Source organism: Bifidobacterium sp. M0404, assembly GCF_016101415.1.
GTDB lineage: Bacteria > Actinomycetota > Actinomycetes > Actinomycetales > Bifidobacteriaceae > Bombiscardovia > Bombiscardovia polysaccharolytica.
Genome location: NZ_JACFQP010000002.1, coordinates 173,344 through 188,155, shown reverse-complemented (window position 1 = coordinate 188,155; position 14,812 = coordinate 173,344). Strand labels below are relative to the sequence as shown.

Genomic DNA, 14,812 nt, shown 5'->3' with positions numbered 1-14,812 from the left:
CTCTGTCGAATGCTTGGCCACCCCTTTGTGCTTTGTGCTTTGTGCTTCAGCTTACTTAAACAGCATCCAACGGAACTGAAGATCCATCGTTCTTTCTGCTTTTTTCCTTCCAGTGCCTGGAACGGCTGGTCATGAATCGTCAGTCAGACATTCCGGTCTTAAACCATGTGATGACGATTTGTGTACGGTCTCGCAGGCCGGTCTTGTCGAGTATGCGACTTACGTAACGCCGGACAGAGGTAATTTCGAGAGTGAGGCGCTGGGCTATTTCCTGATTGGATAGCCCTTGAGCGATGAGCCCGGCTATCTCGTACTCCCTGGGGGTCAACTTATCCAGCTGCTGCCTGGCCTGCGGATCACTGACCTTATGCCGAGCATAGGCTCTGTCGCGTTTGATGAGCTCTGCTGTGATACGGGGGGTAAGCACTGCGTCCCCATCAGCCACTGCGTGAATGGCTCGGTGCAGGTCTCTGGTGGATACATCCTTGAGCAGAAAGCCATAGGCGCCTGCATGCAGACCGGTGAAGGCGTAATCGTCTTCGTCATAGGTGGTCAGGATCAGCGTGCGAATGTCGGGGAACTCCTTGGCAATGACCGCAGTGGCGCTGATGCCGTCCATCACCGGCATCCGAACGTCCATAAGGATCACCCGAGGAAGTGGCTGCGCGGCTGCTTTCATCTCCCGAAGCATGGTCACTGCCTCCTGACCGTTGGAGGCTTGTCTGACGACCTGTAAATCGTGGTCGGCCTCGATCATGCGCACCAACCCCTTGCGGAGGAGCGCAAGGTCGTCGACCAGCATCAGGTCAATCATCGGCATTGCCCTCTTTCTCGCTGGTGCCAGGCAGGACGGCTTCTACAGTCCATCCCCCGTTCTCGCTCGGTCCGCAACTCAGGCTCCCTCCCATCAGTCGGCATTGCTCGCCAATCTGTTTGAGGCCCACTCCTTGATGATCATGAATGTCCGGTTGCTGATCGCCCAAGACTTGCCCATGCTCATTCCCGTGCCCATCATCGTGAATGCTGATACGGATGGTGCCTTCCTGCTCATAGTCGCGGGAGATGACGATGGTGCTCGGGTCTGAAGCGTGCCGGAGCGTGTTGGTGATTGCCTCCCTGCTGATGATGAAGCAAAGGTTGTCCTGTCTGGGATCGTGCCGCTGATGCCCTGTTTCGGTAGACACGACAGCCAGACCAGCCGCGCGGGCATGGGCGATTACGGTGTCGAGTTCGTCGAGCGTGTGCAGCCTGGAACCATAGCTGTGCCCATCATCATCGGACTCTTCAGGTAGCGCCTCATGCTCTTGGACAAGGGTACGGACGGCTTGTCGGGTGTCGGCCAACCCATCCCTGGCCACCTGATTGATGTCCTTAAGCACCTCTTGCAGCTCCTCTACCTCAACCGAGTCAGCGAATCCCTGGGTCAGGGCAATGATTGTGGTAAGGTCATGGCCCACGCTATCGTGCAGCTCCCCTGCCACCTGGGCACGTGATATGGCCTGATTCCTTTGCCTGGCAAGCATCTCAGAGCGGATGCGCTCCTGCTCCTCACGCTGCTGCGTCTCGCGTCGAATCCGGTAGGACCTGACAGCTATGGCAGCGGCTACGACAGCCATGATGACAGCCATCCTGGCCGACCATTCCAGAAAGAGCATGTGCCCGGCATGCATGCTGACGGTGACCAGACTGACGGCCGCGACTGCCTCACCCACGCCTGCCGCAATCTTGGGTACCGGTGATAAACAGACGCAGAAATAGAGGGCGCCTACCAGTGGTATCAGGAAGCTATCGTCCGAAGTGGCAAATGACAGACCGATGTATATCAGGGTCTCCATGATCGTGATGAGCAGGGGAAGCTGCCTGCTCCAATACAGCAGGCAGGAACACAGGAATCCGATCAGGCCGATGACCGTCTTCCAAACGGGCAAGGGAATGTTCTCGGCCCAGACTGGAGGAAACATGGGGGCGCTGACATAGAGGAGCGTGTAGACCAGGCTCAGCAGAGGCGCGACAAATCTGGTCAAGCGTTGATTGCTCAACAGCTCGAATAGGTAGGTTGCCATGCCCTTCATCGCGCCCCCTCACGCCGTATGCCGAGGATGCCCAGGTTCATTCGCCAGTGTACTGTGCTATCACACAGGCAGGGGAACGACCTGCTGATTTGCGCACCGTGATCCACGAAGCCAGTGATGCCGCCAAAGTCAGAAGCAGGAAGACCAGCGCCCAGTGGATCCAAGGCATGCCGATGCTGGCAGCCCCGAAGACCTTGCGAAATCCGGCAGCGTAAGCAATGACCGGCAGGATGCTGGAGGTGAAGGATATCAGCACGGCGGTGGTTGCCATGATGAACCCTTCAAGGGCGGACATGATTTCAAGTTGATTCGGGTCTGCGCCAGCAATCGAGATGAGGGACAGATCCAGGCTTCGACCGTGTGCTGAGATCAGGTATCCGGCGCATACTCCAGCCAGCGTGACGACCAGCGCGGGACCCAGAAGCGTAATGAGCATGGAGAAGTCGGAGCTGCTGACATCCAGGTTGGGAGGCAGCAGATGACTGGAATCGGCGCTGGTCTGGTAGAAGGAATCGGTCATCATCAGCAATGAAACCCCCACGACCAGCGGTATGACCGTGGAGCTGAGGCTACGCATGCGGGCGCTGGCTTGCCGGCAAGCGATCAGCCATGAGGGGTTGTGAAGAGCGACGAGCCTGGTCCAGCCGCTGGTGACCGTGCCCAGCAGGGAAGGACCTGCCAGGCAAATTGCGGCCAGCATGAGCACGAAGCCGAAAGTGCTGCCCATGGCGATGGGCAGGATGGGTGCAGCGGTGTGCAAACGGACCAGTTGCTCATCAGGGATGGTCCGCGCTTGCATAATCGGCATCAGCATGACTGTCGATGCTGCCAACAAACACAAAATAGCGGCGATACGACGAACCAGACCCGCTGCTTTTGGAGGGCTGATTGCGGCCCGCAGTGATTCCACGGGACTGATCCTACTGATGGTTCGGATGGTCAGCAGCGTGCCGATCAAGGCCACCAATACTCCGCATGTGGTTCCTACTGCCCAGGAAGCCAGCTGGTAGCCAGCGATGAAAGGCTGCCTGCCAATCAGGAACTGCGAAGTCTCCCAGGCATAGAGGGGGCGGACCAGCGGAAAAGAAGCCACCAGCGAGACCACGCTGGCCGCGAGCGCCAAGATGAACACGCGCAAACAGGTCAGCGAGGTCAGCTGCCAGGGTGTAGCGCCTTGCAAAGCCAGAAGCGCGAGGTTGCGTCGCCGCTGGTTGATCACCGACGAAACGACTTGCAGAACGATCAGCACTGCGGCAATGAGAAGAGCCGCAAAGGGGATCATCAAATTTTGGTAGGCGGTGCGGCCTTGCTCAGCCATGCCGGGGAGGTCGCCCAAGCCCCTAGCCGAAGAGAGCATCATGGCAAGCAGGCCGACCATGGTCTGCGTGGCAATCAGCACGAGCATGACGCCAGACCAAGCCAAGGGGGCATCTTTGAAATCTCGTAGTAGAAGTCGCATCAGATGCTCGCTTTCAGCATGGGAACCTTGTCGTCTGTTGATATGCGACCGTCACGGAGATGCACCAGTGTGTTGCAGCGGGAGGCGACTTCCGGACTGTGGGTGACCATGATTACTGCGTGGCCCAGCCGATTGGCGAAGGCAACGAGCTCATTGACGACCGCATCTCCGGTCCCCTGGTCAAGGGCGCCCGTAGGCTCATCAGCGAAGATGATTTCGGGATCCGAAATCAGCGCACGGGCCAGGGCCACACGCTGTTGCTCGCCCCCTGACAGGAGAGTCACGTTGGCTTTGAGCAGCTCCCTGATACCGAGTCTGTCTAGCAGCTTGAGCGCCTGGTCCTCCGGCCAGCGGGTCTTACGCAGGATGAAGGGCAGTTTGAGGTTGTCCTCCACACTCATCGAAGGCACCAAATTATAAGACTGGAAAACAAAGCCCAGGTGCGCACGCCGGAACCGTGCCGACGCTGCAGGCCCCATGGCAGAAATGCAATGACCCAGGACCTCAACCTTGCCGGAATTGACTGGTTCGAGACCAGCCAGACAGTAGAGCAAGGTTGATTTGCCGCTACCCGATGGCCCTACGATTCCGGTCATGACTCTCCAAGAGGCGGTGAACTCCACATTATCCAGGAGGGTGATGTTCTCCCCCTTCCTGGGCGAAACCTGCCTGCACAGACCGGATGCATGGATGGGGAAGTGCTCGCCCTGGCCGGAAGGATCGACAGTATGTTTCATGGCAGCATCCAATGCTTGCGAACGGATGAATGCCAACGTGGGCCTGTGACGCTCTGTACATCCTGTGGTGCGTATTGAGCCGGTTGTTTCATCGGAGCTCCCTCCCTCAGCACACTTGCGAGGGCAATCGGACCGCCCCGCAGTGATGATTCTTCCAAGCCGCGTAGGGGGAATCAACGTCGGCCGCCACTTCGCCATCTACAGACGACAAGACAGAGACCGGCCACTGCGTAAAACGGGGAGGACTTCATCAGTCGAATCAGCCGGGCCGGGGCCATCAGCCCCTACCCTCCCAACACGGTCCTGGCCCGGTACGCCCGCCCTGCTTACCCATCCACGTCGCTTCATGCCAATAAAATCAATGACATACAAGAAACCCTCCCCGATGCCGAAAGGGCCATCCATCCGCACTTGCTCGGACCAGGGATGCGGAAACCATCGATCAATGAGGCAAGAATGTCCCTTTCCAAACAGTCAGAATCCCCCTTCCTGCAAGGGACCAACCTTACCGCCGTCGGCGATTACAACCGCAGTGTGGTTCTCGATACCATCCGAAAAGCCGGACAGATCAGTCGGGTGGAGGTGTCCCACCTGACCGGCCTGACCAGCCAGACGGTGACCAACATGGTCCGCAAGTTGATTGACAGTGGACTGGTCCAAGAGGAGGGAACGGTGACGGTGGGCAGGGGGAAGCCCCGCACGGCAATCAGATTGAATCCCGATGGCCGCTATGCCGTGGGAATCCATCTGGAACCGGCCAAGACCACCGTCATTCTGATCAATCTGGCCGGCCATATCATCGACAGAGACCTGCCCAACCTGCCTGACGACTCTGCACAGGCCATAGCAGCACTGGCCTCGACGGTCTCTCTTCTGCTTGGACGCAACGGAATCCCCGGAAAGAGGATGGGAGGAATCGGCATAGCCATCCCCGGCCCAGTCGATGCAAGGCGGGGGACCGTGCTCGACCCACCCAACCTCTCCGGCTGGCGCAACGTCCGACTGGCCCACGACCTGGAATTAAGCACGGGTCTACCCGTCTTCATGGAGAAAGACGTGACCGCTGCCTGCCATGGCCAGACCTGGGCGGGCAGGGGAGAGGAAACCGGCCAGGACTTCCTATTCATGTACATGGGTCTGGGCATCGCTTTCGGGACGGTCAGGCATGGCCATGTCTACCAAGGTAGGACAGGCAACGTGGGAGAGATGGGACACATCGTCGTCGACACCTCGGGCCCTGCCTGCTGGTGTGGGCAAAGGGGGTGCGTAGCCGTCACCTGCGATCCACGCTCCCTGGTCAAACAGGCTGAGAAGGAGGGCCTCTTCCCCGCTCCTACCCACGTGCAGGACCCGCGGGCCTTCAACGATTCCGCTGACCTCCCCTTCTTGGATGAGGCCTTCAAGTCGCTCTGCCAACGGGCCCACGGAGGCGATGAGGTCTGCCGAGACCTCCTCCTGGAATCGGCAGGGCGAATCGGCAGGGCTGTGACAATCCTGACCGACCTGTGGGATATGGACACAGTGGTCTTCGGGGGTCCCTACTGGCACCTCCTGAAAGACATCTACCTGAACAGAGTGGCCCAGGTACTCAGGCGGCGGTCCGTCCTCAGGCAGGTCCATAACTTCAAGGTCCTGTCGACCACCTTGGGGGGCGACATCGCCGCCATTGGAGCTGCCAGCGCCATATTGGACCACGATCTAACACCCGGCCCGGCCCCGGGGATGTCCGGGAGGGACCGTTCGGCGATTTGACAGGCGGATTGCGAAAGGTGCCGTCCGGCAGGTTGCTGGACGGCACCTTTCACTCGATTCAGGACCTGTGGAACCGCAGGGTCACAATCTGGAAGGGATGGAGCTCAAGGTCGATCCCGTCCTCACCCTTGGACCGTATGGCCGGCTGGACAGCATCGCAGGGAACCTCCATGAGGCCCACTTCGTCGACGCTGGACCAATCAAAGCCAGCGGTCAGCCGAGCACGGGAACGTGCACCGGCGGATTCATAAAGACGGACGACCAAATCGCCCGACCTGTCCTCGGCCAGCTTGACGCTCTCGATCAGCACATCCTGCCCGTCCACTTCGACCAGGGGGTCTACCGGGTGGGCACCTGTCAACCGCCGGACCGGGACGTTGAGCCTGTAGCCCATCCGGATGGCCCGCCTGATGTCGGTACCCACACCCAGGGCCACTGTGAAGTCGTGCTCTCCAAGGTCGGCACGGGGGTCCGGGAAGTGGGGGGCGCGCAGGAGGGAGATCTGGATGCGTGTGCCCGGCCTGCCATCCGGCAGGACAAACTGGTGGATGTCATGGCCATAGTTGGTGCAGTTGGCCAGGCTGACGCCGAAATCGCCCTCCTGAATGTGAACCCACCGCTGGGCCGCGGCTTCGAACCTGGCCTGCTCCCAGGAGGTGTTCTCGGTGACCGGCCTGGTCAGATGACCGAACTGGATCTCGTTGACAGACTCCTTGGTGTAGAGGTTGGTCGGGAAGGAGAGCTTGAGCAACCTATCGCTTTCCTTCCAATCCACATGTGTGCGAATCACCAGAGCATCGGTGTCATCATCCAAGCTGAGCTCCTGGCTGAAGGTTGACTGGCCGATGGTCCCAGAGACGGTCACGGTCCCCTGGTCGGTCAGAGCAGTCCCCTCGACTTGGGCACCAGGCAGTTCCATGTCCTGGTAGGTCTTGTCGATATCCCAAGCATCCCAGTGGGCGGGAGCGTCGACGAAGAGGCGGAGGACGTTGGCCGGGACAGCCGGGTCAATCACCTCACGACCGGAAGCCCTGTCGACCGCCGAGACCACATGACCGCTGGCATCGATACGGAAGGAGACACGGTCGTTTTCGAGAACCGTATCGTCGCCCTCCCTGCGTGCCTGACCACTGGCGGTACTGTCGGGTGCGGCCACGGCACCGGCGCGGACACCCTCCTGGCTCAGGGGCCCTGCGTTGGCCTCCAGCTGGACCGGGCCGCTGCCGGCAAGCGCCTTGAGGGACCTGTCGATGATCTCCTCCAGCTGGGCCCAAATCTTCCTGTCGGAGCGCTGCACCTCGGCATAGACCCAGGCGATGGCCGATCCGGGAAGGATGTCGTGGAACTGGTAGAGGAGGACCTTACGCCAGATCTCCTGCAGCTCCTCGTAGGGGTAAGGAGTTCCGCAGAGGATGGCAGCCTGGCTGGCCCACCATTCGGCCTGCCGCAGAAGGGACTCGCTACGCTTGTTCCCGCTCTTGGTCGCCGCCTGTGAGGTGGCCGTACCACGGTGGAGCTCCAGGTAGAGTTCACCCACCCAACGAGGCGGGTCCTTCATCTCCTCCTTGGCCTGGCGGAAGAAGGTCTCCGGCGAGGTCATCAGAACCCGGGGGCCACCCTCCAGATTCTCCTGGAGCTCGGTCGCCGCCACCATCTCACGGGTGGGCCCGCCACCGCCGTCACCCCAGCCGTAGAGGAGCAGGCTGGAAGCCCCCTTCCCCTTCTCGGTGAAGTTCTTCTCGGAGCGGGCTACGTCGGCCGGGGAGGCATCGGAGTTGTACTTGTCTGCCGGCGGGAAATGAGTGAATATCTCCGTCCCGTCGATCCCCTGCCACATGAAGGAGTGGAAGGGGAAAGTGTCTGTGTCGTTCCAGGAAATCTTCTGGGTCAGGAAGTAGTCCATGCCAGCCAGGCGGGCAATCTGCGGGAATGCACCCGAATAGCCGAAACTGTCCGGCAGCCATGCGACGTGCGAGGTGACGCCGAACTCCTCCTGGAAGAAGCGGCCGCCCTGGAGGAATTGGCGAACCAGTGACTCGCCACCTGGCAGGTTGGCATCGCTCTCAACCCACATCCCCCCGACGGGGACGAACTGGCCGGAGCGAATCTTGCGCCTGACACCCTCGTAGACATCGGGCTCGCTGTCCTTGAGCCACTGGTACTGCTGGGCCGAGGAGGCAGCAAAGATGAAGTCTGGGTACTCATCGGCCAGCTCGACCGCATTGCTGAAGGTCCTGGCCACCTTGCGCGGGGTCTCTCTGAGGGGCCAGAGCCAGGCGGAGTCGATATGCGCGTGGCCTACGGCATAGACGGTGTGACCCTTGGTGGCGGGTGCGCTGAGCACATCCACCAGGCACTGGCGGGCACGGCGCGCGGTGCCTGCCACATCATTGGGATCGATGCTGTTGAGTGCGGCCTCGATGGCATCCAGGATGTTGGCATAGCGGGTACGCGTGGGGTCAACCTCGTGCAGGAGACCCTCGAGGACCTTGAGTTCTTGGATCAGGTTCCAGACCTGGAGGTCAAGCAGGCCCAGCTCCAGCCGCTGCAGACGGTAGATGCCCTGCTCCTTGCCCACCCCCTCGTTGCCCAGCTCGGTCGGGTGGAAGGACCCACCGTTGGAGATCTGGGGGTTAGATGCAGCCTCAATGTAGAACTCGCAGGGCTGGCCTGGTTCGGGCACCGGCACCCACCCGTTGAAGGGCTCCACGGCCTTGATCACGGTCCCGTCCGGGCGACGGACCAGGCCTTCGGCCTGGAAGCCGGGACCTAGTCCGACCCTGCCCAGATCGACGACCAGCTCGGGGCGGGTATCCGCCTCGTTGGCCCACTCAGCCGGCACCTGGCCGGTCACGTGAAGCCACCAGGTGTCCCAGGCCGTTCCCCACGGGTCCCCGACCGACATAGGCCGGTATTCGGCCTGCTTGGCCGTCTGGAAGTCGACGGGTTCGCCGGCGACGTCCCAGGACTCGATTGAAACAGGACAGGTGTGACGGTACAGGGCGTTCTGCAGGTGCTGGCCCAGAAGCCTGTCCAGCCTCCACAAGACCTTTTCCTCACGCGTGAATCCCAATGTTCAACCTCCTCGTTGGCGGGTCCCAGAAGACCCCGCACGTACATTGTCTTTTGCAACCTGTGCAAAAGTTAGTTTAGTTTACTTCTTTGTCGGTTGCCACCGCCTGCACCGCATTCCGCACACCTTTTTCTGCCATCATCACAAATCTTTCCCTGGTGGTTGTGAATTTGTCTACTTCCTTGCGGTTAGACGGCTGGGAGGATGACTTCCCATCATGCCCCCCTACGAGGTTACCCGGCCGACCGATGACGACACCCTGCCCTCACGGATTCCGCCGTGAAGGGCACGCTCCCGGCGCCGGTCCTCGCCGCGCAACCGTCTTTTCATCCCTTCACACCGCCGGCCAGGGAGTACGTCCCCAGGAAGCGGTTGGCGATGACATACATGATCACCACTGGGAGGGAGTAGATCAGGGAAAAGGCAGCCAACTGACCATAGATGATCATCCCATGCTGGCCGAAGAAGGAGTATATGGTCACTGAGGCCGGCTGTTTGTTGGGCGACAGAAGGAGCATGTAGGGGACGAAGAAGTTCCCCCAGGTCCCCATCAGTATGAAAATACTGACGGCCGCCAGCCCCGGCTTCATCAGCGGAACCACCACCAGTCGCAGGGACTTAAGCATGCTGGCCCCATCCACCCAGGCGGCCTCCTCCAACTCGACCGGGACCGAGTCCATGAAGTTTTTGGTCATCCAGATGGCCATGGGGAGGGAGGATGCCGCAAGGAAGAATATGGTCCCCGTCATTGAATCCAGGAGGTGGAGCATGACGAAGAGGGAGTAGACCGGGACCATCAGACAGGTGATCGGCAGGCAGGTGCCGAAGAGGATGGTGTAGAGGAAAGGCTTGTTGAACTTGGACCGGTACCGGGAGAGGGGGTAAGCGCACAGAACGGCGCAGGCCAGGACGATCACCGTCACCACGGCCGAGATCAGGAAGCTGTTCCACAGGGGAAGGAAGGTCTGGTCCTTGGTCATGATGGCCGCAAAGTTCTTCAGAGTCCAATGCCGGGGAATCTTGGTCTGGAAGGTGGCTTCCCCGTCGAAGGCGGCGAAGAAGAGCCAGAGGAGGGGGAGGATGAAGGCCACGAAGACGACTCCCATGGCTATGTAGGACAGACAGGCGGACAGGCCATGCCTGGTGGGCGAGGTGGGGGTGTTCAGCCTCCCCCTGTGCCCGACCGTCCGGGCCGGGCGTCGGCCTGTAACCGGTTGTCTGATTGCCTCACTCATTGGTTACCCCTTTCTCGTCCTTGAGAGCGTTGACATAGACGATGCCGAAAATCGCACCGATGAAGAGCATGACCACGGCGATGGCGCACCCGTAGCCGATGTCTCCGAATTTGAAGGCCACCTTGTAGGCGAAGACTGGCAGTGTGGTGCTCTTGTCCCCGGGCCCGCCGGAGGTCATGACGAAGATCAGAGTGAAGGCAGACATAGTCTGCAGGGTGATCAGCATGAGGTTGGTCACTATGGTCTGCTTGATAACGGGAACGGTGATATGGATGAAGACCTGCCAGGCGTTGGCCCCGTCAACCACGGCGGCCTCGGTCAGGGATCGGTCCACCTCACCGATGGCGGCCTGGTAGTTCATCATGGAAAAGGCCGTACCCCTCCAGATGTTGGCCAATATGACCGCGAACATAGGAAAGAGGTAGAGCCATTCCGACCCATGAACCCCAAAAAGGGAGAGGATCTGATTGAGGGTACCCTCTTTGGAGAAGAAGGCGTAGCAGGCGAACCCGGCAACCATCTCGGGCATGACCCATGCGGCCACGACGGCTGTGGAGACGAACTTGCCGGCGATTTTGTTGGCCCTCTGTAGGAGAACCGCCAAGGCTAGACCCAGAAAGTTTTGAGCGATTATGGCGCTGACCACGACGAAAATCACAGTCAGCCATACGGATCTGGGGAAACTTGGATCGGTGAAGAGGTGTGAATAATTCTTCATGCCGACGAAGGCGGGCGCTGTGGCGGTGGGCCCACTCAGGGAGACATTGGTCAGTGACCCGTAGAAGGCCCAGATAATGGGACCGAGCATGAAGACGGCCATGAGGACTATGGCGGGCAGGACCGTCCAGTACCGTTTTGCAGTATGCATTATGGCATTTCCTTTCCAGGACGGGAGGTCGGGCGCAGGGCCAGGAAGCAGGCCGCGCCCGACCGATCACCAGGTCCTATTCCCTGGTGGCAACCTTGTCCTGGCCGACGATGCCTGTTACCGCTTGGTCGTAGGCTTTGGCGGCCTCGTCTACCGACATTCCGCCGGTCACCACCTGCTCCGTGGCCTTCTGGATTTCAGCCGAAACCTTGGGGTACTCGCTCACGCTGGGGCGGACATGGGTGTAATCCAGGGCCTTGGTAGTGATCTCCGTGAAGGCGTTGGTGGCCAGATACTTGGGATCCTTGGCCACGTCGGACCTGACCGCGATCTTGGCCTCCTTGATGTCCTTCTCCAGCGAGAAATCCTTGTTGCCTAGGAGCTTGATGAACTCGAAAGCCAGCTCCGGTTTCTTGGATTTGCCGCCAACAGCCAGGGTCCACCCGCCTGAAGAGGTGACGTACTCCGGTTTCGCACCGGTCTTGCTCGGGAAGAGGGCAGCCCCCAAAGTCTTCTCGTAATCCGGCCACTCCTTAGGCCCGCCCTTAATCCACGTGGAGGGCAGCCAGCTGCCGTCCAAGGTAAAGCCGATCTTGTCATTGGGAAGCCAATCCATGCTGATTGTCCCGCCGATATTCACATCCTGCGCCTGGGCCGGAGTGGGGGCATAGCCCTTGTCATATATGGTCTTGAGGAAGTTCAACGAATCCTTGAACCCCTGTGAGCCGATGGTCCACTTCCCCGTCTTGACGTCCATCAAGGCCTTGTCCCTCTGCTTGGTCCCGTAGAGCAATTGGTAGAAACTCTGCATGGAAGTCCCCTCGCCAACGGAGGTTCCAACAAACATGTTCATGGGGACCACGCCCGGCACCTTGGCCTTGATCGTAGCCGCCGTGTCCAGCAGGTCCTGCCAGGTGTGCGGCTGCCAGGGGACAGGAATACCCGCCTTGTCGAAGACGTGCTTGTTGTACCAGATAACCCTGGTGTCCGTATCGACAGGGACCCCGTAGACACCGTCACGGCCTGTGCCGATCTTCTTGGCTGTCGCGATGTAGTTCTTGTTCCAGTCCTCCCACTTGTCCACGAAAGGCTTGATGTTGTAGAGGTAGCCAGCATCGGCATCGGCCTGCAGACTGTCGGAATCCTGGACGAGGACATCGGGCGCGGTTTCCGGTGACCGCTGTGCTAGTGAGAGCTTGGTCTTGTAATCAGATTCCTGTGCGGAAATAGGCTGCAGGTCGACCTTCTTGCCGGGGTGCTCCTTTTCGAATATCTTCTTCGCCTTTTTTACCTGTGAGTCAAACTGTGAGAACTGATCAGTCTTCTGATAGAGGACTTTTATGGAGTCACCCCCCCCCGCGGAAGAGGACGACCCCCCACAGGCGGACAGACAGAGCGACACAACCACTGCCAGGGCCGTCAGACCCAACGACTTCTTCATTTTCTTTCCCATCTTGCTCCTTCGCACTTGTACGGCCCTACCTTGGAATATGGCATCTTCGACTTCTTATCCTTCGGTAGGACCGATTTAATCAATTTAAATGATTTATTTGGAGATTGCAAGTCTCCCTCACCCTGTCAGGGGTGAGTCTCAACCTGGCCCTCTCCCACCAGCACCATTACCGCCCAATCCCATGAATGAGCGGCTTTCCTGACGGTTGAGAGCCCTGTGATCACCTTCTCCGTGACCTTCTGGCTTTCGACGAAGGAGGCCTTAAGATAGACCGTCATGCTGGAGCCGAAACGGGCGAACCCGAGCGAGTCAGTTATCTGTCGGATGAAGGAGTAGCCGTCCGACAGGCGGGATCCTCAGCTATACCCGACCTATTTTATCAATTCAATTGATTTATTGGTCGAGCACTAGGGTTTTCATATGCACCCGTACTCTGGGGCCCGGTTACCGTGACGGTCCTCAGTGGGGCAAACAGCCGGAAGCCCGCGGTCCCGGCCCCTGCTCCACTTGCCTAGCGGATAATCCAGTAGCGTTCGGTTGGCTTGCCCTGGCTGTTCCCCCGAATATCCTCGGCGGTCCTGCCTCCGACAGTCGGCGATCCAGTAACGCTCCGCCTGGTCCAGGGAGACGTAAATCCTCCAACCGCCGACACCAGCTAGCTCATCGCCCGCTTCCCTCGCGGATCAGGCAGGTGTCCAGAGCCACGGGACCACGTGACCTGGTCACGCTGACCTCCAGGTGGCTGGTGGTCAGCGGGCCGACCTGTGCGAAGTGCTGATACCCAACGGCCCCTACTTCTGCCACCTGGCGGAGTTCACCGTCAAGTTCGGCACTGATGACGACCTGCTCCACCCGCTGGCCGACCTCGATGTGCTCGCGAAGGACGAGCCCATCCACCTGTCGGGGGCGGTCGAAATCAATGGTAACGGTGGGATGCTCATCATCCGCATCTGCCGACCACCAGCCGGAGCCCACATCGGTGGACAGGAGGGCCTGTGGGTCAATCCCGCAGACATTGGAGGAGACGGACACCTTGGCACCATCGGTGACGGCACCCTGCCAGAATTCGCGGATCCTGCGGCCCAGCCCGGTCAGGGAATCCACGTCGGGCTGGCTGATCTTCCCCTGGGCGTTCGGCGGCACGTTGAGCAGGAGATTGGCGTTCCCGCCGACAGTGTTGGACCAGATGTCGAAAAGTTCGTCAGCTGTGCGCACCTTGCCGTCCTCACTGGCATGGTGGAACCAGCCAGGCCGGATGGAGGTGTCAACCTCAGCCGGGTACCAGACCAGAGGGCCGCCGTACTGCTCAAGGACCTTGCGGCTGCCCAAGTCCTCATCTTCAGAGCGCATGGACCAATCGGGGTTGGCGAGTTGGTCCACTTCCCCCTTGCCCATCTTCCACTCTGCATGGCGGAGCGGGGCTGGAACCACGCTCCATTCGTTCTCGCGTGCCTTGCCGGCCTCGTTGCCACACCAGCGGACATCAGGTCCGCAGATACTGATGACCGCTTCCGGCTGAAGGGCCCTGATTACATTGAAGTAGCGTTGCCAGTCATAGGCCTGGGTCTTGCCGTTGGGCCCCTCACCATTGGCCCCATCCATCCAGACACTGAAGATGGGTCCGTAGTGGGTAAGGAGTTCTATCAGCTGGTTGACATAGTAGTCGTCATAGGCCTTGCCCTGCCCGTAAGCGGCCTCGGTCCTGTCCCAGGGGGACAGGTAGACACCGAATTTGAGTCCGTGACGGCGGGCAGCCTGGGAGACCTCGCGGACCACATCGCCCTTCCCCTCCTTCCAGGGAGAGCTGGCCACACTGTGCTTGGTGTAGGCACTGGGCCAGAGGCAGAAGCCGTCGTGGTGCTTGCAAGTGAGGATCACCCCCGTCATGCCAGCGGCTTTAAAGGTCTCCATCCACTGGTCGCAGTCCAGGTCCGCCGGGTTGAAGAGGGCGGGATCCTCGTGGCCCAGGCCCCATTCGCGGTCGGTCATCGTGTTCATGCCAAAGTGCATGAAGGCATACATCTCCATGCGCTGCCAATCGAGCTGACGGCGGGATGGCTTGATATTGGCGAGATAATCCAGATTCATCGGAATCCTTCCTTGGAATTCGTCTTGTCGGTGGGTTGCCTGGGTCTGCGGTCTCCTGGCGGGTCTTTGCACTTC

At 60.0% G+C, this 14,812-nt stretch carries 10 protein-coding genes; 1 reads left to right on the top strand and 9 read right to left on the bottom strand.

What is annotated here, in order from left to right; all coding sequences use genetic code 11:
- Positions 1-139: 139 nt before the first annotated feature.
- The 4 genes from H3T93_RS04860 to H3T93_RS04845 are packed head-to-tail and all read right to left on the bottom strand — an operon-like array spanning position 140 to position 4,268.
- Positions 140-814, bottom strand: a complete 675-nt coding sequence (locus tag H3T93_RS04860; RefSeq protein ID WP_144177993.1) for a response regulator — start codon at positions 812-814, stop codon at positions 140-142.
- Entirely contained in the window at positions 807-2,072 is a 1,266-nt protein-coding gene (locus tag H3T93_RS04855; protein WP_144177801.1) for a sensor histidine kinase, read from the bottom strand. Before H3T93_RS04855 ends, H3T93_RS04860 begins: the two co-directional genes overlap by 8 nt.
- Positions 2,073-2,109: 37 nt before the next feature.
- Positions 2,110-3,477 (bottom strand): FtsX-like permease family protein, encoded by a 1,368-nt coding sequence (locus H3T93_RS04850; protein ID WP_198214741.1) that lies wholly within the window; start codon positions 3,475-3,477, stop codon positions 2,110-2,112.
- Between the two features lie 53 nt (positions 3,478-3,530).
- Complete coding sequence (locus H3T93_RS04845) at positions 3,531-4,268, bottom strand: ABC transporter ATP-binding protein (protein ID WP_144177803.1); 738 nt, start codon at positions 4,266-4,268, stop codon at positions 3,531-3,533.
- Positions 4,269-4,724: 456 nt separating this feature from the next.
- Here H3T93_RS04845 and H3T93_RS04840 point away from each other — a divergent pair, with 456 nt between their 5' ends.
- Entirely contained in the window at positions 4,725-6,020 is a 1,296-nt protein-coding gene (locus H3T93_RS04840) for an ROK family transcriptional regulator (protein WP_186363940.1), read from the top strand.
- Between the two features lie 58 nt (positions 6,021-6,078).
- Here H3T93_RS04840 and H3T93_RS04835 read toward each other — a convergent pair whose 3' ends face one another.
- The 5 genes from H3T93_RS04835 to H3T93_RS04815 form a co-directional block, all read right to left on the bottom strand.
- Positions 6,079-9,093 (bottom strand): alpha-mannosidase, encoded by a 3,015-nt coding sequence (locus H3T93_RS04835; protein ID WP_144177807.1) that lies wholly within the window; start codon positions 9,091-9,093, stop codon positions 6,079-6,081.
- Positions 9,094-9,419: 326 nt separating this feature from the next.
- On the bottom strand, positions 9,420-10,328 hold the full coding sequence (locus H3T93_RS04830) for a carbohydrate ABC transporter permease (RefSeq protein ID WP_144177809.1): 909 nt from the start codon (positions 10,326-10,328) through the stop codon (positions 9,420-9,422).
- The gene (locus H3T93_RS04825) at positions 10,321-11,196 is read right to left on the bottom strand and encodes a carbohydrate ABC transporter permease (RefSeq protein ID WP_110425917.1); all 876 of its coding nucleotides are present in this window, start codon (positions 11,194-11,196) and stop codon (positions 10,321-10,323) included. The genes H3T93_RS04830 and H3T93_RS04825 overlap by 8 nt, the downstream gene beginning before the upstream one ends.
- Positions 11,197-11,272: 76 nt before the next feature.
- Entirely contained in the window at positions 11,273-12,649 is a 1,377-nt protein-coding gene (locus H3T93_RS04820; protein ID WP_232348683.1) for an extracellular solute-binding protein, read from the bottom strand.
- A gap of 660 nt (positions 12,650-13,309) precedes the next feature.
- Complete coding sequence (locus tag H3T93_RS04815; RefSeq protein ID WP_144177813.1) at positions 13,310-14,737, bottom strand: alpha-L-fucosidase; 1,428 nt, start codon at positions 14,735-14,737, stop codon at positions 13,310-13,312.
- Between the last annotated feature and the right edge of the window lie 75 nt (positions 14,738-14,812).

What these genes read in the sequence shown, in the direction of transcription:
- H3T93_RS04860 (WP_144177993.1), bottom strand. Translation starts at nt 814, where the DNA reads ATGATTGACCTGATGCTGGTCGACGACCTTGCGCTCCTCCGCAAGGGG.
- H3T93_RS04855 (WP_144177801.1), bottom strand. Translation starts at nt 2,072, where the DNA reads ATGAAGGGCATGGCAACCTACCTATTCGAGCTGTTGAGCAATCAACGC.
- H3T93_RS04850 (WP_198214741.1), bottom strand. Translation starts at nt 3,477, where the DNA reads ATGCTCGTGCTGATTGCCACGCAGACCATGGTCGGCCTGCTTGCCATG.
- H3T93_RS04845 (WP_144177803.1), bottom strand. Translation starts at nt 4,268, where the DNA reads ATGAAACATACTGTCGATCCTTCCGGCCAGGGCGAGCACTTCCCCATC.
- H3T93_RS04840 (WP_186363940.1), top strand. Translation starts at nt 4,725, where the DNA reads ATGTCCCTTTCCAAACAGTCAGAATCCCCCTTCCTGCAAGGGACCAAC.
- H3T93_RS04830 (WP_144177809.1), bottom strand. Translation starts at nt 10,328, where the DNA reads ATGAGTGAGGCAATCAGACAACCGGTTACAGGCCGACGCCCGGCCCGG.
- H3T93_RS04825 (WP_110425917.1), bottom strand. Translation starts at nt 11,196, where the DNA reads ATGCATACTGCAAAACGGTACTGGACGGTCCTGCCCGCCATAGTCCTC.
- H3T93_RS04820 (WP_232348683.1), bottom strand. Translation starts at nt 12,649, where the DNA reads ATGGGAAAGAAAATGAAGAAGTCGTTGGGTCTGACGGCCCTGGCAGTG.
- H3T93_RS04815 (WP_144177813.1), bottom strand. Translation starts at nt 14,737, where the DNA reads ATGAATCTGGATTATCTCGCCAATATCAAGCCATCCCGCCGTCAGCTC.